This is a genomic window from Spongiactinospora sp. 9N601, assembly GCF_044326295.1.
In the GTDB taxonomy this organism is placed as follows: domain Bacteria; phylum Actinomycetota; class Actinomycetes; order Streptosporangiales; family Streptosporangiaceae; genus Spongiactinospora; species Spongiactinospora gelatinilytica.
In genome coordinates this window covers 276161-295244 of the sequence record NZ_JBIRBB010000004.1, presented here as the reverse complement: position 1 = coordinate 295244, position 19084 = coordinate 276161, and the positions used below count along the sequence as shown (strand labels likewise).

Here is a 19084-nt window from a genome sequence, read left to right as displayed (position 1 = left end):
GTCCATAGAATCGCACGGGTGGGGGGCGACCAGGCGGTTCCGAGGCGCAGGCGGCCGGTCTGGCCGACGGCCGTCGCCGTCCACCTCGTGCTGTTGTTCGCGCTGCTCGCGGTCGGCCGGGAAAGCGGCGCGGCGATCGTCGTCCCAATGGTCGTGGTGGCGCTGGCGGTGCTGACCACCGCGTTGGCGGTGCTGCGGGCGCGGCGGCAGCGGATCGCGTACGAGGCGCGGCTGACCGCCTGGGCCGGGGAGCGCGCGGCGCAGGCCGAACGGCTGCGCATCGCCCGCGAGCTGCACGACATCGTGTCCCACGGCCTCGGCCTGATCACCGTCCGGGCGAGCGCCGCCCGCCACCTCGGCGGCACGGGCGACCGGGCCGCCGCGCTGTCGGACGTCGAGCGGATCAGCCGGCAGACCACGACCGAGCTGCGCCGGATGCTCAACGTGCTGCGCGAGCCCGCCGAGCCCGCGGTGCCGCTGCGGCCCGCCGAGACCCTGGACGACCTGCCCGCCATCATCGAGGACGCCGAGCGCGCGGGCCCGGCCGTCACGCTCCGGCTCGACGACGTGGCCGACGTCAGCCCCGGCGCGCAGCTCGCGATCTGCTTCGTGGTGCGCGAGGCCCTCACCAACACCGCCAGGCACGCCGGGCCCACCGGCGCGAGCGTGTACGTCCGCCGCGACGGCGACTGGATCGTCACCAGCGTCCACGACGACGGGCCCGTGCCCGGGTGGACCCCGCACCCGGGGGCCGGTCACGGGATCGCCGGGCTGCGCGAACGCCTCACCGCGCTGGGCGGGACCTTCCACGCCGAGCAGGCGGGCAACGGGTTCCGCGTGACCGCCCGCGTCCCCGAGGCCCGGCCATGACAAGCGGTATCCGCGTCCTCGTCGCCGACGACCAGCCGTTGCTGCGGCACAGCCTGGCGGCGGTCATCGACGCCGACGACGGCATGAGCGTGGTCGGCGAGGCGGGCACCGGGGAGGAGGCCGTCCGGCTCTGCGCCGAGCGGCGTCCCGACGTGGTGCTGATGGACATCCGGATGCCGGACACCGACGGCATCGCCGCCACTCGCCGCATCACGGCGGACGCCCGCGCCGGATCGGTGAAGGTCATCGTGCTGACGATGTTCGAGCTGGACGAGTACGTGCGTACGGCCCTCCAGGCGGGCGCGAGCGGCTTCCTGCTCAAGGACTCCCACCCCGCCCAGTTGCTCGACGCGATCCGCCGGGTCCACCGGGGCGAGTCGCTGTTCGCGCCGAGCGTCCTCACCCGTCTCATCGAGGCGTACCTCGCCCGGCCCACCGGCGAGCGGCCGGGCGGCCTGGCCGCGCTGACCGAGCGGGAGACCGAAGTCCTGGCCCTGATCGGGCGCGGCCTGTCCAACGACGAGATCGCGGCGAGCCTGACCATCTCGATCAAGACCGTGAAGACGCACGTCGGCAACCTGCTGAGCAAACTCCGGGCGCGCGACCGCGTCCACCTCGTCATCGCCGCCTACGAGAACGACCTCGTCCGCCCGGCCCGCTGAACCGTCCCGGCGCATTTCCCGATCCCATTCGCCGTCGTTTCCGGCGCATTTCATTCCACCGTGGAAGCGTTAATCCGGCCTTTGCTAAACTTGGGCTTTCGGGACTTGGCGATTTTCCCGGCAATCGACGGTCGTGGAGGAAAAGAGATGCCCGCAGCAGGGCCGCCCAAGGCGAAGGGTGCCGGCCGGCCGCCGCGCCTGTCCCTGGAGGCGATCATCGCCGCGGCGGAGCGCGTCCTGCGGTCCGAGGGCCCGGAGAAGCTGTCGATGCGCCGGCTGGCGAGCGAGCTGGGCAGCGCGCCGATGGCGCTGTACTACCACGTACGCGACAAGGACGAGTTGCTGCTGCTTCTGATGGAGGCGCAGGCCCGGCGCATTCCGCGCCCGGAGTTCCCCGACGAACCGCGCGACCGGCTCGTGGCGGTGGCGACCACGCTGTACGAACTGCTCGCCGAGCGGGTGTGGATCGTCGAGGTGCTGACCGGCGACGACTTCACCGCCCCCTCGGCGCTGTGGTTCGTCGATGAGATGATCGGCGCGGCCATCGACTACGGCCACACCCCCGAGCAGGCCGTCTACATCTACCGCACGATCTGGTTCTACATCGTCGGCGACCTGATCATCCGCGTGAACGGCGAACGCCGCCGCGCCCGGGCCGCCGGATCGAGCCCTGAGAACAAGGTCATCGCCGGGGTGGAGAGCGGCACCCACCCGCACCTGGCCAGGGTCGCCGGCCGCTGGTCCGAACTGAACGCCCGCGACACCCACCGCCAGGCCCTGACCGCCATCATCGACGGCCTCCTCCGCTCCACCGACGCCCCCGGAGGCCGCTGACCCGCGCCTCGCCGGAGCCGGAGGCAGGCGGCCGAAGGCCGTGACCGGCGCCTTCGCGGCCGGCCGGAGCCAGTGTCCCGGCCCGCCCGCGCATCGCCGGAGGCAGGGGCCGGGGGACGGCACCCCGCTCATCGGCGCGCACGAAGGCCGGACGTCCAGAGGCCGCGACCCGGCCCGCCCGCGCATCGCCGGAGGCAGGGGCCGAGGGCTCACTGCCGTGTGGCCGGGGCCAGGGAGGCGTTCCAGAAGTCGGCGTACCGGCCGCCGCGGCGGAGGAGTTCGGCGTGGTCGCCCTGCTCGGCGATCCGGCCGTCCTCAAGGAAGGCGATGTGGTCGGCACGCTGCACGGTACGCAGCCGGTGCGCCACCATCACCACCGTGCGGCCCGCCATCAGGCGTTCGATGCCCTGGTGGACGGCGGCCTCGTTGATCGGGTCGAGGGCCGAGGTCACCTCGTCCAGCAGGACGATCGGCGCGTCCTTCAGCAGCGCCCGCGCGATGGAGACCCGCTGGCGCTCGCCACCGGACAGCAGCGCGCCGCCCTCGCCGACGTCGGCGTGCCAGCCGCCGGGCAGCCGCTCGACCACCTCGTCCAGCCGGGCCGCGGTCGCCGCCGCGTGGACTTCGGCGTCGGTGGCGTCCGGGCGGCCGAGGCGTACGTTGTCCTCGATCGTGCCCGCGAAGAGGTAGACGTCCTGGAAGACGACGGCGATCCGGGACATCAGCGTCTCGGTGCCGATCGCGCGGACGTCCGCGCCGCCGACGCGTACCGCGCCCTCGTCCACGTCGTAGAACCGCGCGACCAGTTGGAGCAGAGTGCTCTTGCCCGCGCCGGACGGCCCGACGACGGCGACCCGCCGTCCCTCGGGAACCGACAGGGACAGGCCGGAAAGGACCGTACGGTCGCCGTGCCGGAAGGTCACGGCGTCGAACTCCAGCCCGTGCCCGCGCGGCTCGCGCGGTTCGGCGGGCTGCGGCAGCGGCTCGGTGCGCAGTACCGCGTCCAGCCGGTCGATCTCGCTGCGGGCGCCGCGCAGTTTGCCGCCGATGTCGGCCAGCGACAGCAGCGGGTCGGCGCAGCGGGCCGCCAGGACCAGGATGGCCAGCACCTCGGCGGCGCCGATGCCCCCGCCCAGGGCGAGGTAGGCGCCGAGGACCAGCAGCGCGGTGAACATCGCCTGCACCGTGAGGGTCAGGCCGATCGCGCCGGGCAGCGCGGCCAGCGCGGTACGCCGGGAGGCCCGCTGGACCTGCCGCAGCGCGTCGTCGAGCAGGCCGAAGCGCTCGGCGGTGCGCCCCCCGGCCCGCAGGATCGGCTGGGCCTGGAGGTACTCGATGACGCGGGCGCCCGCCTGGTGGTCGCGCTCGTGGCGTTCGGCGTCGGTGGCGGCCATCGCACGCGCGGTCCAGGCGCTGGTCACGGCCACGACGGGGGCGGCGGCCAGCGCGGCCAGCCCCATCCGCCAGTCGAACGCGAGCATCACCGCGACGATGGTCAGTGGCGTGACCAGGGCGGCGATGAAGGGGGCGAGCAGGTGCGCGGCCACGCCCATGGCCTGGAGCAGGCCGCGCCCGGCCATCACGGACACCTCGCCGACGCGGGCGGCGTCGTACCAGCCGATGGGCAGCCTGGCCAGGTGGTCGCCGAGGCGGTGGTACATGCCGCGCAGCATCGTGGTGCCGACGCGCATGCCGGACAGGTCGCTGAAGTAGCGCAGCACGGCGTAGGCCGCCACCGCGCCCCCGAAGGCGACCAGCCAGGGCCGGGCGTCGGCGGGGTTACCGCCGAACAGCGCCCGCAGCACCGGCACCAGCAGGGCGTAGAGCAGCCCTTCGACGACCGCGGTGGCGGTCATCAGGGCAATGGTGCGGCGCATCGGCCGGGCGTACTCCCGGCCCACCACACGCAACAGAGTCCGGATCACCGGGCCTGACCTCCTCGCGGCCTGACAGCGCCCACCAAGGCGACGGCGCGACACATCGGCCGACCGAACCCCCGGCCCACCACACACAACAGAACGCGGATCATCAGACCTGACCTCCTCGCGGCCTGACAGCGCTCAGCAGGGCGATGGCGCGGCGTATCGGCCCGGCGTACCCCCGGCCCACCACACACAACAGAGGCCGGATCATCAGACCTGACCTCCTCGCGGCCTGACAGCGCTCAGCAGGGCGATGGCGCGGCGTATCGGGCGGGCATACCCCCGGCCCACCATGCGACAGCAGGGTGCGGGTCATCGGGGCTGACCTCCTTGTGGTGGGCCGGCCGGATCGGCGATGGCCGATCGGTGGGACCGCCAGAAGGCGGCGAACTTTCCGTTCGTGGCGAGCAGTTCGGCCGGGGGGCCCTGCTCGGCGATGACGCCATCGTCGAGCAGGACGACGGTGTCGGCGTCGGCGACCGTCTCCAGGCGGTGCGCGATGACCAGGATCGTCCGGTCGCCCGCGGGCGCGGCGAGGGCGCGGCGGATCGCGTGCTCGGTCTGCGGGTCGGCGAAGGACGTCGCCTCGTCCAGGACCAGGACGGGCGTGTCGGCCAGCAGCGCGCGGGCCAGGGCGATCCGCTGCGCCTCGCCGCCGGACAGCGCGGCCTCCTCGCCGATCACCGTGTCGTAGCCGCGCGGCAGGGCGAGGACGCGGTCATGGACGCCCGCCTGGCGCGCGGCGCGGACCACATCCTCGGGGGCGGCGTCCGGTACGGCCAGCGCGATGTTGTCGGTGACCGACGCGCGCAGCAGCCGGACGTCCTGGAAGACGAAGGAGACCATCCGGTACAGGTCCCGGGTGGGCAGGTCGCGCAGGTCCACCCCGCCGATGCGGACCGAGCCGCCGCTCGGGTCGAAGAACCGTGGCAGCAGCCGGACCAGGCTGGACTTGCCGCTCCCCGACGGGCCGACGAGCGCGGTGACGGTGCCCGGTTCGAGCGCCAGGTCGATCCCGCGCAGCACCTCGCGGTCGTCGTCGTAGCCGAACCGGACCCCCTGGAACTCCACCCGGTGCCCGTGCGGGACGGCCGGGACGGCGGGCTCGGGCAGCGGCGGCACCTCGCTCACCTCCTTGATCCGGCCGACGGCGCGGCGGGCGGCCTGGAGGTCGTCGAAGCCGTGCCCGAGCGCGGCCACCGGGGCGGTGAGCCCCAGCCCGAGCAGCAGGAAGGGCAGCAGGTCGGCCGGGGCCAGGCCGCCGCCGGAGATCAGCGCGGTACCGCCGATCAGCACGACCAGCAGCACGAACGGCGGGGACAGCGCGAGCTGCATCCCGGCGGCGACCAGCGACATGCCGCGCACCCAGCGGGAGAAGACGGCCACGAAGTCGTCGGCGGCGGCGCGGAAGGCGCGGTGGGCGCGCTCACCGCCGCCGAACGCCTTGACCACCGCGATCCCCTGCACGAACTCCACGACGGAGTCGGCGATACGGCCCATCGCCGCGTCGAACTCCTCCTGCTCGCGCGCCCGGGCGGGCAGCATCAGCAGCGGGACGTGCGCGATGGCCAGCGCCACCGGGATCAGCGTGATCAGCGTGAGCCGCCAGTCGATGGACAGCAGGTAGACCAGCGAGACCAGCGGGACCACGAACGCGGAGACCAGCTCGCCGGGGGCGTGCGCGATGAACGGGTGGACCGCGCTCACGTCCTCGCCCACCACCTTGGCCAGCTCGCCGGTCCGGCGGCGAGACAGCCAGCCGATCGGCACCCGGCCCAGCCGCGCGGCCAGGTGCCTGCGGAAGGTGAGCTGGACCTGGCCGTCCACCAGGTGCCCGATCCCGGACGACGCGGCGGTGAACACCAGCCGCACCAGCAGGCCGGCCGCGCCCACGATCACCGCGGCCCAGACCCGGCCGGTGTCGGCCGGGCCGGGCGACAGCAGGGCGCGGCCCAGCTCGACCACGGCGAGCAGCGGCAAAAGCCCCGCGATGGCGCCGATGACCTGCAAGACCACGACGGCGGCGAAGCTCCGGGCGTGCGGGCGCAGCAGTCTCGCCATGCTCTGCCCGGCCGCGGGACCGGCGTCCGGCGACGGCGTGCGCGGCACCGCCGCCTCCGCGGAGTCGATCGCGCTCATAGCCCTCCCATCTAGGTTTCGTACGCGTACGATTATTACCCTACCTCGGCCGGGGCCGGCACGGCCAGCACTCCCCAGGGCGGCCGGCACCCTTCGTAAAAGGCGGAATTCTGATTATCGGAACGGCCTTTTCCCGGGCTTATCGAAAAGGGCGGCCGATCGTGAGCAAAGTCACTGGGGTTGTCACTCTATTTGCGACTTGGCCGGTAACGCCGGGCAGTACGGTCCTTTTAATAAGGGGGACCGGCCGGGACGCACGCCACTCGGCCGGTCCACCTTTACCGAAGGAGTCGACCATGTCCACCCCGATACTTTTTCTGCCCGGTTTCTGGCACGGTTCCTGGTGCTGGAGCGAGGTACAGGCGCACCTGACGCATACCGGGCGTACGACCCTGGCCGTGGACATGGCGGGCCACGGGTTGCGCGCCCAGTGGCCCAGGTCGATCACCAAGCGCCCCTTCGTGCCGCAGGACTTCGCCGAAGAGGTCTCCCCGATGGCCGGGATCGGCCTCGACCAGGCCGGTGACCTGCTGGTGGCCCAGATCGAACGGCTCGGCCGGGGCAGGCCGGTGACCGTCGTGGCGCACAGCATGGGCGGCGCGGTGCTCACCCGGGCCGCCGAGCAGGCGCCCCGGCTGGTGGCCCACGCGGTGTACCTGACCGCGTACATGCCCGCGTCGGGCGTCCCGGCACTTGAGTACACGCGGATGCCGGAGAGCGACGGCAATCTCGTCCCGGCGGCGCTGCTCGGCGACCCGGGCGCGACCGGCGTGCTGCGGCTCGACGTCCTGTCCGGCGACCCGGCCTACCGGGATCTGCTCCGCGAGGCGTTCTGCGCGGACGTCGACCCGGTCACCGCCGAGGCCGCGCTCGGGATGCTGACCCCGGACAGCCCGGTCGGGATCGGCATGGAGACCACCACCCTGACCCGCCGCGGCTGGGGGTCGGTGCCCCGCACCTACATCAAGTGCGCGCGTGACATGGCCGTCCGGCCCGCCCTCCAGGCGAGGTTCATCGCCGAGGCGGACGCCGCCTTCCCTGGCAACCCGACCGCCACGGCCGCGCTCGACGCCTCGCACTCCCCGTTCCTGTCGATGCCCGGCGAGGTCGCCCGCATCGTCGCCGGCATCGGCTGAGCCGGAGACCCCGGCGGCCGATGCGCGTGCCGCTCCCACACCCGGCGGCACGCGCGGAACGCGCCCCCCGCGCACGAACGTACCTGGCAGGCGATCGTGCGCGGGGCCGCGCTCCGCTTCACCAGGTGATCACCAGTTTGCCGGTGACGTGCCCGTGCTCCAGGTCGGTGTAGGCGTGTACGGCCTGGTCGCGGGGGTAGCGCCGGGTCACGCCGTCCGGCAGGACGCCCTTCACCGTCAGCGCCGCCACCTCCTCCAGCTCGCCGGGACGCGCCGTCATGTAGACGGTCTCGATGCCGGACCCGGGGCCGGGGCTGGGGAAGGCGATGTTCAGCACGCGCCCGCCGGGACGGACGAGCCCGGCCATGGCGGGCAGCGACGTCCCCGGCAGCACCAGGTTGACCAGGGCGTCCACGCCCCCGGGATGGCGGCGGCGGGTTTCCGCGGCCGTGTCGGCGGCCCGGTAGTCGATCACTTCGGCCGCGCCGAGCCCGCGTACGTACTCCTCGTCCTCGGGCAGGGCGGTGGCCACGACGTGGACGCCGCGCGCCGCCAGCAGCGGCACCACCGCGCTGCCGACTCCGCCCGCCGCCCCGATGACCAGCGCCTTCGTGCCCTCGGCGAGGCTCGCGGCACGCAGCAGGGGCAGCGCGGTCAGGGCGGCGGTGGGCAGGCTCGCCGCGCGCTCGGCGGACAGCCCGGCGGGCCGCAGGGCGTGCGCGGGCGCGCCCGCGTCGAAGACCGCGTACTCCGCCATCGTGCCTGTGGCGAGCGGGGGCGGCGAGGACAGCGGCCCGGCCAGGCCCCTGGCCGCCATCGGCAGGCCCATGCCGAAGACCTCGTCGCCCACCGCGTACGGGCCGCCGCCCGCGCCGACGGCGGTGACCGTCCCGGCGAAGTCGTTGCCGAGAACGTGCGGGAAGGTGAGCGGGGCCGCTTGCCCGAACACCCCGCTGGCCAGCCGGAGGTCGGCCGGGTTGAGCGCCGCCGCCGCGATCCGCACCTGGATCTGGCCGGGCCCGGGTCGCGGGATCGGCACCTCCCGCAGTTCCAGGACCTCGACCCCGCCGTACTCCCGGGCGGTCAGCGCCTGCATCGTCCCCATCGAGCCACCTCCATAAACGGACCGCTTGGTCAGGTTAGCCAGAGCGTAACATGACCGGCCGGTCCGGTTGGGTAGAGTGCCCTTGTGGACGGGATGCGGGCCGACGCGGCACGGAACAGGCGGTTGCTGCTGGAGGCCGCCACGGCCGAGTTCGCCGAGCACGGCATGGAGGTGTCGATCGCGCGGATCGCGGCGCGGGCGGGCATCGGCAAGGGCACGGTGTTCCGGCACTTCGCCTCCAAGGAGCACCTGCTCACGGCGATCTTCGAGCACCGGCTCGACCAGGTGGCCGCCAGAGGCGAGGAGCTTTTGGACCACGCCGACGCCGGGCGGGCGCTGCTGACGTTCATGGCGGACACCATCGAGTCGCAGGCCGCCGACCGGTCCTTCTGTCAGGCGGTCAGCCTGCGGAAGCGTCAGGACGCACGGCTTCGGGCGGCCAGCGACCGGCTGGTGGCGGCGGCCCAGGCGCTGACGGCCCGCGCGGTGGCCGCCGGCGCCGTACGCGACGACGTCACCGGGCACGACATCGTGCTACTGATCAACGCCGTGGCACAGGCGACGTCACCACTCGGAGACGCGGCCCCCGGCCTGTGGCGGCGCTACCTCGGCCTGGTCTTCGACGGGCTGCGCCCGCAGGCCGCGCATCCCCTCCCGGTCCCCGCCCCCACCACGCTGACGCCCGGCACTTGACGCGGGGGCGGGCCTGCAAGTTAATGTCAACATGAAGTCAAGCGAGATCATGCGGATCGGCGAACTCGCGGAGCGGTTCGGCCTCGCGCCGCACGTCCTGCGGCACTGGGAGGCGATGGGCCTGCTGGCCCCCGCCGCCCGGGTGAACGGCCGCCGCCGCTACACCGCCGACCACCTCGTCCGCGTGCTGACGATCATCCGCGCCAAGGCGGCCGGCATGAGCCTGGAGCAGATCCGCGAGGTGCTCACCGTCTCCGGCCAGGCCGAACGGCACGCGCTCCTGCAACGCCACCACGACGAACTGGAGCGCAGGCTCGCGGAGATCACGGCCTCCAAGGCGCTGATCGAACACCTCATGCGCTGCACGGCGGACGACTTCACCCAATGCCCGTCCTATCGCCGCCTTGCCGAGACCGCGCCCGGCATTCAGGATTTCCACGTATTGCAAACCGGCGACTGTGTGGTCTGATGTTCAGTGAGAAATGAGGTGAACGATGAAGTCGTGGATCCTCGTCATCGCCGCCGTCGTCCTGATCCTGCTGGGCGGCCTGTGGACGCTTCAGGGCATCGGCGTCGTGGGCGGCAGCGTGATGACCGGCGACACCACCTGGGCGATCATCGGCCCGATCGTGGTGGTCGCCGGTCTGGTGGCGGCGTTCTTCGCGCTGCGCGGACGCTCCGGCGGCGGCTGACCTAGAACGCGATCCTGCCGGGCAGCGGGGTCGCCGAGAAGAGGCCGTCCGGATCGACGGCGGACTTGATGGCCAGCAGGCGGGTGGTGTTGGCGCCGTAGGCGTGCGCGATCTGGTCCTCCTCGTCCGGGCCGAGCAGGTTGACGTAACCGCCGGGCAGGGCGTGCGGGGCGAGGGCGTCCGAGGTGGACCGGGCCCACGTCCGGTGCCGCTCGCCGTCGGTGTCCTCGGCGGGCCAGACGGCGATGATTTCGGCCATCAGGTGCGGCTCCCGGATCGGGAAGGCCGTGTCCGAGACCGGCACCCGGGTCGCCGCGCCGTGGAAGTGGTGCAGCCCGAACGCGGACAGCGGCGAGGTCAGCGCGCCGCCGTACTCGGTGATCACGCCCGCGATCGGGGCGGTCAGCCCGGGTACCGAGCGGGTGCGGATGACGACGTGCCGCCCGGCGGGGAACATCTGGTCCCGCTGGGCCAGGAGGTCCGCCAGGGACACCGCTTCGAGCTGCGCCATCAGCGGGTCGCCCAGCCGGGTCAGCGCGCGCAACGGCCCTCGCTCGGCCGCGGCGAGCGCCGGATCTCCGCTCCAGGTGGGGAGCAACATCACCATGGGGGCGCCGTCGGGCCCGGCGCCCACGGCGGTCTGCACGGTGAGTTCGTCCGGGGTGGACGGCAGGAGTTCGCGGAGCAGGCCCAGCACCTGCCCGGCCTGCGCCCACGGATAGATGATCATGCCCGCCACCACGGACGGCACCTCGTGCAGCCGGATCGTGGCCGAGGTCACCACGCCGAAGTTGCCGCCACCGCCGCGCAGCGCCCACAGCAGGTCCGGCTCGCTCTCGGCGTCCACCCGCACCAGCGAGCCATCGGCCAGTACGACCTCCGCGCCCAGCAGGTTGTCGGCGGCCAGGCCCGCCCGCCCGGCCAGCGGGCCGTAGCCGCCGCCGAGGGTCAGGCCGACCATGCCGACCGAGCCGATCGTGCCGGACGCGGCGACCAGCCCGGACGGCTCGGCCGCGCCGAGAAGGTCGTTCGCCGTGGCGCCGCCGCCGATGTGGGCGCGGCGCCCTTCCGCGTCGATCCGGACCTGGCGCAGGCCGGTCAGATCCAGCGTCAGCCCTCCGCCGGCGAGGGCCCGCCCGGCCCAGTCGTGCCCGGCCCCGCGCACCGACAGCGGCAGTCCGTGCTCGCGGGCCACCCGGACCCCCGCCTGCACATCGGTGACCTCGGCACACCGGACCACCACGGCGGGCCGCCACCGGACCGCCCCGTTCCACAACGCCGTCACGGTCGCGTACTCCGGCCCGTCGACCAGCACCCGTTCCCCGGGAATCCGGGCCCGGAGCGCGGCGATGGCGTCCATGACGGTCTTCGCGTCGGGCGTGCTCTGCATGGTCGTACCACTCCTCGGGGGTCGTTCGTCTGAGGGGTATGCGGGCATTCGCCGGGAAGCGGCCACAGGTAATGGGGGCCCTGACGGCGCGGGGGTGCGTTGAGATCGCCCGGAGCACGCCGGGCGCGGGTGTCGGCCGGCCTTCAGGCCGGGTTCAAGTCACAGGTCGCGGGGAGCAAGCGTGATCAACGCGGCATGACAGCGGAGGGAGGCGTCCAAGATTTCCTCATGGCTGCTGGGCGAATTGTCTGTCATGCGTATCTTCTAGGGACTCGCCCGCCATTCGACAGTCCGTTAACTGTCCGATTTCTGACTATTCGCACCGGAGCCGTTCAGCGGGTGGTGGGGTGCGGTACCAGGTGCCGGAGGGTGTCGGAGGGTTCCAGGCCGAGTTCGTCCAGGAGGATGCGGCGGCACTGCTCGTACTGGCGTTGTGCCGCCGCGCGGTTGCCCGCGGCGAGGTGGGCGTCGATGAGGACGCGGTGGGCGCTCTCGCGCAGGGGTTCGGCGCGGACCGCGGACAGGGCGGCGGCGACCGCCTCACCGTGGCGGCCGGCCGCGGTGAGCCGGCGGGCCATGGCCTCCAGGGCGTACAGCCGGAGCTGGTGGTACTGCTCCTGCTCGATCAGCACCCACTCGTTGTCCGACCATTCGGGCAGCAGGTCGGCGGACAGGTCGTCGCGGGTCCGCCGGTCCAGGATGTCATCGCACCGGCTGGACTTGTCGAGCAGCCGGTGGGCGCGCGTCACCGCGTCGTGGATGTCCACGTTGATGTTGGTGGCCAGCGCCATCTCGTGCGCGGTCGCCTCGATGACCCGGTGCCCGGTACGCAGCGCGCGCCACAGCGACGAGCGCAGGTTGGCGTTGGCGCGCGAGGCCGTCGCCTCCGGCCAGAGCGTCCCGGCCACGTACGTGCGCGTACGCGGCCGGTCCTGTAAGGCGAGAAAGGCGAGCAGCCGCTGCGCGCTCGACGACAGCGCCACCCGGTGATCTCCCACCAGCAACACGAAACCCTTGAGCAGTCGCAAGGTCATGGCCTGCGATATTTCAGTGCGCATCGGCCCCCCAAGGCTTCGTCCGCACCGATCGATTCGCCCCCATAGAGAACTTCGCGAACCCGGCGTTGCACGTTACGGTAATCGCCGACGCCGTGCCGTCAACCAGGCGTCACCGGAACGTCATCGGGGCCGGTCCGCAGCCGTTCCAGCCAGTTCTGCACAGCGGCGTGGACCTCCTCGGGCGAGGTCGCCGCGAGCGGGGGCGACTGGTCGGGCCCGATCGAGGAGAGGATGCGCACCCGCAGGCAGTCCGGCCGCCCGCCCTCCAGCCACGCGCGCAGGACCATGCTGCCGGCGCGTTCCTCGGATGACTGCGCAAAGGGTGGCTCCACGAAATCAGCATGCGCGCCCCCCTGTCACTGCCGCGTCGCCGCCGCATGTGCCAACCCGTCAACGGCCTCCGCGCGAAACGCCGCTGTCACGCCACGGCGACGGCCGGATGGCGGAACCGCCACGCGGCCCCTGTCATTGTTCGGACACACGCCGACGCCACCTGAACCGGCGTGCCAAGGGGGACGCGCATGGGTGACTTCGGGGTGGTCGCCGACGTTTCGACGATCATCGTGGACCGCTTACGGCGAGCCCTGGCGGACGTACGGCCGGGCCCGGTGACGGCGGAGCTGAACGACCTGTCCGAACCGGTGCAGGTCGACCAGGCGAAGCTCACCGTGTTCCTGTACGAGATCGCCGAGGACCCGACGTCGCGCAACCGGCCGCACGTCCGCGCGCTGCCACCGGCCGCGCCCACCTCGCGCAAGCCGCCGATGGCGCTGCTGCTGCGGTACCTGATCACGCCGTGGGGCGGCAACCAGGAGACCCAGCACCAGATGATCGGCCGCGCGCTCCAGGTCTTCTACGACGACGCGATCTGGGTGGGCGAGGAGCTGACCGGCAGCCTGGCGGCGACGGCGGACGCGTTACAGTTCACACTGACCCCGCTGACGCTCGATCAGAAGTCGTGGATCTGGTACGCGATCCAGAAGCCGTACCGGCTGTCCCTCAACTACGAGGTGCGGGTCGTCAACCTGGACTCCCTGGACGTCGCGGACCTGCACCTGGTGCGCAGCCGCACGATCAACGGGACGCCGCTACCATGACCCGCTTCTATCCCGTCGAGACGTCGGTGCTCTACAGCCCGGCGTGGTTCGTGCCGTTCGACGACTTCGCCCGGCGGGTCCAGACGGTCGGCGTGGCGACCAGGCTGGACCGGTACGACCCGGGCCGCGACGTCTGGGAACCGCAGGACACGCAGGCGATCCGCACCCCGAGCGCCGCCATCGCCTACCCGGAGCTGGGCAGGCGAGCCGGGGCGGACGCCCGGCCGGAGCGCTACCGGGTGCGGTTCGAGGCCGTCGGGTACCAGGCGCTGTACCCGGCCGACGGCGAGCCGTTCGACGCGGCGCTCGCCGGGGTCGAGTTCGTCGCGCATCCCTACGACGACACCCGGCCCCCCACGGTGCTCAGCGAGCCCCGGCTGGTCCGGCTGCTGCCGAGCGTCGCGTTCCCGTACGGGCCCGGCGTCCGCACGGTGTACGGCGTGGTGCTCGACGCGGGCACCCGGGCTCCGGTGGCGAACGCGCTGGTCGAGGCGCGCGGCACGACGACGCCGGACCTGGCCGCCTGGCACGAGCGCACCCTGACCGACCCGCGCGGCGCGTTCCGCCTCGCCCTGCGGTGGGAGGGCGAGCGGGTGCCGGGGCCGCCCGCCGAGCAGGTGTTCCACCTCCAGGCCACGGTGCGGCCGGGCCGCACCGGGTCGCTGGACGTCCGGCTGCCGGCCGGACGCGACCGCCGGCACGTGATCGAGGTCGCCGGACCGGACCGTCAGCGCGAGCAGTGAGAGCGAAGGAGCCAGAGCCATGCCCGAGTATCTGAGCCCCGGCGTCTACATCGAGGAGGTAGACGCGGGACCGCGGCCGATCGCGGGGGTGAGCACCAGTACGGCGGGCATGGTCGGGGTCACCCAGCGCGGCCCGACGACCGGCAAGCCCAAGCTGGTCACCAACTTCCTGGAGTTCCAGACCACGTTCGGCGGCTTCCTGCCCGAACCGGACCCGACCGTACGCGACGCCTGGGCCCGCGACCCCGCCGAAGGCGGGCGGTGGTGGCTGTTCCCGCTGGCCGTCAAGGGATTCTTCGACAACGGCGGGCAGCGCCTATACGTCAAGCGGGTCGTGAGCGCGGACGCCCGGCCGGCCACCGGCACCCTCGGGCGCGGGCTGGTCAGCCAGATCATCCGCGACGCGCCCGCCGGGGGGACCACGCTGGAGCTGGCCCACCTGATCGGGTTCCGCGGCGACGACGCCGTCAGCGTGGTACGCGGCGGCGACGACGTCGAGATCAGCGCCGCGACCATCACCGGCTACGACGCGGCCACCGGCCGGGTCCGGCTCAGCGCCCCGCTGGCCGCCGAGGTGAAGGTCTCGCGCGGCGACTACGTGCAGGTCGGGTCGCGTACCGCGGACGCCACGCTGGAGTTCGCCGCGGCCAGCCCCGGCACCTGGGGCCGGGGCGTGCGGGTCCGGTTCGCGCCGATGGTGGGCGCGACCCTCCAGGTGCTGCCCGACCCGGACGAGGGCGAGCTGTTCGTCACCCAACTGGCCGCGCCCGCCGACGCCGGCAGCCCGGCCGTGCAGGTGAACGCCGTCCCCGACGGCCTCGCCACACCGTTCTGGATCGTGATCGACAACGCCCGGTTCGAGGTGACGGCGGTGGACCGGCCGGGCGGCGGCCCGGTGACGCTGACCCTCGGCGACGCCGAGCACCCCGCCTGGTCCACCGGAGAGCCGGTACGCCGGGTGCGCCGGGCCAACCCGGCGGGCCCGACCGCACGGCTGCGGATCACCGGGGTGAACCGGCTCTACCCCGGCGCGGTCGCCCAGCTCGACACCGGCGGCCGGCTGACCACCCTGTACGTCCGGTCGATCTCCGGCGACGAGGTCACCTTCGGCGCCGAGACCCCCGCCGACGTCTTCGAGAGCGACCGCCTGTACCTGATCGAGGGCCGGGTGGAGGTCGCCTTCGACGACCCCGGCGGCGGCTCGGTGACCGAGAGCTTCGGCAACCTGCGGCTCAGCGGCGAGGGCCCGTCGAGCGTGACGGCCACCCTGGCCGGCCGTTCCCAGCTCGTCCGGGTCACCGTCCGGGGCGCGCTCGACGACCTCACCCGGTTCCCCACCCCGGCGCGCGGCACCGCGCTGCCGCTGGACGGCGGGTCCGACGGCCATGGCACGCTGAGCGTCGGCGACTTCGTCGGCACCGACGGCGGCAGCGGCAGGCGCACCGGGATCGTGGCGCTGGAGGACATCGACGAGGTGGCGATCTGCGCGGTTCCCGGCGTGTGGTCAGGCACCGTCGAGTCGGCGCTGGTCACCCACTGCGAACAGCTCAAGGACCGGTTCGCCGTCCTCGACCCGCAGGACGGCCTGGACATGGAACGCATCCAGGCGTTCCGCGAGCCGTTCGACACCAGATACGCCGCGCTGTACTACCCGTGGCTGGTCGTGAACGACCCCTCGGTGAACCGCTTCGTGGAGGTGCCGCCGTCCGGGCACCTGGCCGGCATCTACGCCCGCGTGGACAACGAGCGCGGCGTCCACAAGGCCCCGGCGAACGTGGTCATCCGCGGCATCCGGCTCACCGACGGCATCGCGCAGGACATCACCAAGCGCCAGCAGGACATCCTCAACCCCAAGGGGATCAACGCGCTGCGCTTCTTCCCCGGGCTCGGCCACCGGGTGTGGGGGGCGCGGACACTGTCCTCCGACACCTCGTGGAAGTACGTCAACGTGCGGCGGCTCTTCCTGTTCCTGGAGGAGTCGATCGACGAGGGCACCCAGTGGGTCGTGTTCGAGCCGAACGACGAGTCGCTGTGGGCGCTGGTCCGGCAGACGATCACCAACTTCCTGACCACCGTGTGGCGCAGCGGCGCGCTCGCCGGGGCGACCGCGAACGAGGCGTTCTTCGTCACCTGCGACCGCTCCACGATGACCGACGACGACATCGCGAACGGCCGGCTCATCTGCGTGATCGGCGTCGCGCCCGTCTTCCCGGCGGAGTTCGTGATCTTCCGGATCCAGCAGACGACCCGCGAGCCCCAGCTCGCCTGAACCGATTGAGAGGCGGCGGACATGCCACCTGTGACGCGGGAAGACCCGTATGCCGCATATAACTTCCTGGTCATCGTGACCAACGTCAGCGATGACGGCGTCGCGGTGAGCGGGGCCTTCACCGAGGCCAGCGGGCTGGACGTGGAGCTGCCGGTGATCGAGTACCGCACCGGCAGCGACGACATCACCGTGCGCAAGCTCGTGGGGCTGAAGAAGTTCCCGAGCGCGCTGACGTTCAAGCGGGGCGTCACCGGCCACGTCGGGTTCTGGAACTGGATCAACGAGGCGCTGAACGGCCGGGTGCGCCGCACGTCCGGCTCGATCGTGATGCTGGACGAGAACCGCCAGGAGGTCATGCGCTGGAACTTCGACCGGGCCTGGCCGACGAAGTACACCGGCCCGTCGTTCAACGCCACCAAGAACGAGATCGCCATGGAGACGCTCGTGCTGGCGGTCGAGAGCCTGCTGATCGACGCGTGAGCCGGCCGAGATGACCACCAGCGCGGCGCTTCCCGGCGTCTCCCTCACCGTCGTGCCCGGCGGCTCGGGCATCGAGCCGCTGCGCACGGACGTGGCGGCGTTCATCGGCCGCGCCCGGCGCGGGCCGGTCGGCACCCCCGTGCGGGTGGAGAGCCGAAACGACGTCACCGCCGTGTTCGGGCCGCCGGACGGCTCGGCGGCCATGCCGTACGCGCTGCGCGGGTTCTTCGAGAACGGCGGGCGCACCGCGTGGGTGCTGCGGGTCTCCGGACCGGCCGGTACGGCGGACGCGGAGTGGGACAAGGGGTACCGGATCGCCGCGACCAGCCCGGGGAGCTGGGCCAACGGCGGCCGGGTGGCGATCCGGCACCGGGCCAGCAGCGTCGCGGGGCCGCCCGCGGTCACCGTGCGGGTGCTCGTGCCCGGCGAGCCGCCGGAGACGTTCGCCGGCCTCGCGCCGGAGGAGCTGGGCGAGCGGCTGGCCGCGTCCCGGCTGATCCGGCTGGTCCCGCCGGACCCCCCGGAGCCCGGCGGCCCCATCCCGCCGGACGGCGCGATCTCGCGGTCGTGGGACCTGACGCTCACCGGCGGCACGGACGTCGCGCCGGCCCGAAGGCAGTACGCCTCGGCGGTGTCGGCGCAGGCCGAACTCCCGGAACCGGCCCTGGTCACGCTGCCGGACCTGGGCGCCGACCTGCACGGCGACGACCACGCCGAACTCGTGCTCGCCCTGCTCACGACGTGCGCGCCGCTGCTGGACCGGCTGGTCCTGCTGGACGTGCCGCCTTCCCGATCAGCAGCGGACGACGTGCTGGCCTGGGTGCGGTCGCTGCGCGACCTCGGTGACGATGCCCTGCTCGCCGCCGCCGCGGTGTACCACCCGCCGCTGCGCGTTCCCGACCCCCTGAGAACAGGGCTGCGGACGGTCCCGGCAGGCGGGCACGTCGCCGGGCTGGTCGCCCGGCTGGACGGCGAGCGCGGCGCGCACCACACCCCGGCCAACGCGACGCTGCTGGACGCGGTGGACCTGGACGTCGAGTATCCCGAGCCGCAGCAGGTCCGCCTGTTCGAGGAGAACGTGGACCTGGTGCGGTGCGTACGGGGCCGCGGCCTGGTGGTCTGGGGCGGGCGTACGCTCGCCGCCGGCCCCCGCCGCCGCCACGTCGCGCATCGCCGCCTGGTCCACCTGCTGGTCCGGTCGATCCGGCGGGTCGCCGGGCCGCTGGTGTTCGATGTGAACACGCCGGAACTGCGGCTCACCCTGGTCCGCGCGATCACCTCGGTGCTGCTGGAGACGTTCCGGACGGGCGCGCTCGCCGGGGCCCGGCCGGAGCAGGCGTTCCGGGTGGTGTGCGACGACACCAACAACCCGCCCGAACAGGACCCCGGGCTGCTGGTGTGCGAGGTCGAGGTCGCGCCCGCAGTGCCGATGGAGTTCGTCCGGCTGCGCCTGGTGCTCGGCCAGGACCGCGGCCTGGAGGTGATCGAGTCATGACCACGCCCGCCGACCGGCTGCTCGACCCCGCCGAGCCACTGCCCAAGTACCGGTTCATCGTCACCCTCGACCCGGGCGACGCCTACCTGCCGCCCGCCCAGGCGCTGCTCCTGCCGCTGGTCGCGGCGGGCGCGTTCCAGGAGGTCACCGGGCTGGGCGCGCAGTTGGAAGTGGTCAACTACGCCGAGGGCGGGCGCAACGACTCGGTGCGCCAGCTCCCGCTGCGGCACTCGTGGAACCGGATCACGCTGAAGCGCGGCGTGGTCCGTGACCGCGTGCTGTGGTCGTGGTACCGGACCGGCCTGGCCGACTCGCTGGGCGCGCGCCGCGACGGCGCGGTGATCGTGCTCGACGCGTTCGGCCGGCCCGCGATGGCGTGGGCCTTCCACAGCGGGCTCGCGGCCAAGTGGAGCGGCCCTGACCTGCACGCGGAGCAGAACGCGGTGGCCATCGAGTCCCTGGAGATCGCCCACGAGGGCCTGACCAACGTCCTGTAGGA

Annotated in this window: 19 protein-coding genes; 13 read left to right on the top strand and 6 right to left on the bottom strand. The window is 73.1% G+C overall.

Annotation, left to right across the window (positions count from 1 at the left end; genetic code table 11):
* Positions 1-18 precede the first annotated feature (18 nt).
* The 3 genes from ACH34R_RS11180 (at position 19) to ACH34R_RS11170 (ending at position 2366) form a co-directional block, all read left to right on the top strand.
* A complete protein-coding gene (locus ACH34R_RS11180; RefSeq protein WP_397561283.1) occupies positions 19-870 on the top strand; it encodes a sensor histidine kinase in 852 nt (283 codons plus the stop codon).
* Positions 867-1532, top strand: a complete 666-nt coding sequence (locus ACH34R_RS11175; RefSeq protein WP_397561282.1) for a response regulator — start codon at positions 867-869, stop codon at positions 1530-1532. Before ACH34R_RS11180 ends, ACH34R_RS11175 begins: the two co-directional genes overlap by 4 nt.
* Positions 1533-1679: 147 nt before the next feature.
* Positions 1680-2366: a TetR/AcrR family transcriptional regulator gene (locus ACH34R_RS11170; RefSeq protein WP_397561281.1), complete on the top strand. Its 687-nt coding sequence runs from the start codon at positions 1680-1682 to the stop codon at positions 2364-2366.
* 209 nt (positions 2367-2575) lie between these two features.
* Here ACH34R_RS11170 and ACH34R_RS11165 read toward each other — a convergent pair whose 3' ends face one another.
* Together ACH34R_RS11165 and ACH34R_RS11160 are read right to left on the bottom strand one after the other, a co-directional pair.
* Positions 2576-4291, bottom strand: a complete 1716-nt coding sequence (locus tag ACH34R_RS11165; RefSeq protein WP_397561280.1) for an ABC transporter ATP-binding protein — start codon at positions 4289-4291, stop codon at positions 2576-2578.
* Between the two features lie 309 nt (positions 4292-4600).
* Complete coding sequence (locus ACH34R_RS11160; RefSeq protein ID WP_397561279.1) at positions 4601-6427, bottom strand: ABC transporter ATP-binding protein; 1827 nt, start codon at positions 6425-6427, stop codon at positions 4601-4603.
* Positions 6428-6723: 296 nt separating this feature from the next.
* Here ACH34R_RS11160 and ACH34R_RS11155 point away from each other — a divergent pair, with 296 nt between their 5' ends.
* Positions 6724-7563, top strand: coding sequence for an alpha/beta fold hydrolase (locus tag ACH34R_RS11155; RefSeq protein ID WP_397561278.1), 840 nt, complete (start codon positions 6724-6726; stop codon positions 7561-7563).
* A gap of 118 nt (positions 7564-7681) precedes the next feature.
* Here the strand turns inward: ACH34R_RS11155 and ACH34R_RS11150 are convergent, their stop codons facing one another.
* Positions 7682-8668, bottom strand: a complete 987-nt coding sequence (locus ACH34R_RS11150; protein ID WP_397561277.1) for an NADP-dependent oxidoreductase — start codon at positions 8666-8668, stop codon at positions 7682-7684.
* Between the two features lie 93 nt (positions 8669-8761).
* Between ACH34R_RS11150 and ACH34R_RS11145 the strand changes: the two genes are divergently transcribed.
* The 3 genes from ACH34R_RS11145 to ACH34R_RS11135 are packed head-to-tail and all read left to right on the top strand — an operon-like array spanning position 8762 to position 10053.
* Positions 8762-9361: a TetR/AcrR family transcriptional regulator gene (locus tag ACH34R_RS11145; RefSeq protein WP_397561511.1), complete on the top strand. Its 600-nt coding sequence runs from the start codon at positions 8762-8764 to the stop codon at positions 9359-9361.
* A 31-nt stretch (positions 9362-9392) separates the two neighbouring features.
* On the top strand, positions 9393-9830 hold the full coding sequence (locus ACH34R_RS11140; protein ID WP_397561276.1) for a MerR family transcriptional regulator: 438 nt from the start codon (positions 9393-9395) through the stop codon (positions 9828-9830).
* 25 nt (positions 9831-9855) lie between these two features.
* Complete coding sequence (locus ACH34R_RS11135; protein ID WP_397561275.1) at positions 9856-10053, top strand: hypothetical protein; 198 nt, start codon at positions 9856-9858, stop codon at positions 10051-10053.
* A gap of 1 nt (position 10054) precedes the next feature.
* Here the strand turns inward: ACH34R_RS11135 and ACH34R_RS11130 are convergent, their stop codons facing one another.
* The 3 genes from ACH34R_RS11130 to ACH34R_RS11120 all read right to left on the bottom strand — a co-directional run bounded on the left by ACH34R_RS11130 (position 10055) and on the right by ACH34R_RS11120 (position 12833).
* A complete protein-coding gene (locus tag ACH34R_RS11130) occupies positions 10055-11443 on the bottom strand; it encodes an FAD-binding oxidoreductase (protein ID WP_397561274.1) in 1389 nt (462 codons plus the stop codon).
* A gap of 332 nt (positions 11444-11775) precedes the next feature.
* Positions 11776-12477, bottom strand: coding sequence for a BTAD domain-containing putative transcriptional regulator (locus ACH34R_RS11125; RefSeq protein WP_397561273.1), 702 nt, complete (start codon positions 12475-12477; stop codon positions 11776-11778).
* Between the two features lie 122 nt (positions 12478-12599).
* A complete protein-coding gene (locus tag ACH34R_RS11120) occupies positions 12600-12833 on the bottom strand; it encodes a hypothetical protein (RefSeq protein WP_397561272.1) in 234 nt (77 codons plus the stop codon).
* Positions 12834-13022: 189 nt separating this feature from the next.
* Between ACH34R_RS11120 and ACH34R_RS11115 the strand changes: the two genes are divergently transcribed.
* The 6 genes from ACH34R_RS11115 to ACH34R_RS11090 are packed head-to-tail and all read left to right on the top strand — an operon-like array spanning position 13023 to position 19082.
* Positions 13023-13598 carry a DUF4255 domain-containing protein gene (locus ACH34R_RS11115; protein WP_397561271.1) on the top strand — a complete coding sequence of 192 codons (576 nt, stop codon included), beginning with the start codon at positions 13023-13025 and terminating at the stop codon, positions 13596-13598.
* Entirely contained in the window at positions 13595-14341 is a 747-nt protein-coding gene (locus tag ACH34R_RS11110) for a hypothetical protein (protein WP_397561270.1), read from the top strand. The genes ACH34R_RS11115 and ACH34R_RS11110 overlap by 4 nt, the downstream gene beginning before the upstream one ends.
* Before the next feature lie 19 nt (positions 14342-14360).
* Entirely contained in the window at positions 14361-16610 is a 2250-nt protein-coding gene (locus ACH34R_RS11105) for a phage tail sheath C-terminal domain-containing protein (RefSeq protein WP_397561269.1), read from the top strand.
* Between the two features lie 21 nt (positions 16611-16631).
* Positions 16632-17090: a phage tail protein gene (locus tag ACH34R_RS11100; protein WP_397561268.1), complete on the top strand. Its 459-nt coding sequence runs from the start codon at positions 16632-16634 to the stop codon at positions 17088-17090.
* Positions 17091-17100: 10 nt separating this feature from the next.
* Positions 17101-18585 carry a phage tail sheath subtilisin-like domain-containing protein gene (locus ACH34R_RS11095; RefSeq protein ID WP_397561267.1) on the top strand — a complete coding sequence of 495 codons (1485 nt, stop codon included), beginning with the start codon at positions 17101-17103 and terminating at the stop codon, positions 18583-18585.
* Entirely contained in the window at positions 18582-19082 is a 501-nt protein-coding gene (locus ACH34R_RS11090) for a phage tail protein (protein ID WP_397561266.1), read from the top strand. Before ACH34R_RS11095 ends, ACH34R_RS11090 begins: the two co-directional genes overlap by 4 nt.
* The last annotated feature ends 2 nt before the right edge of the window (positions 19083-19084 follow it).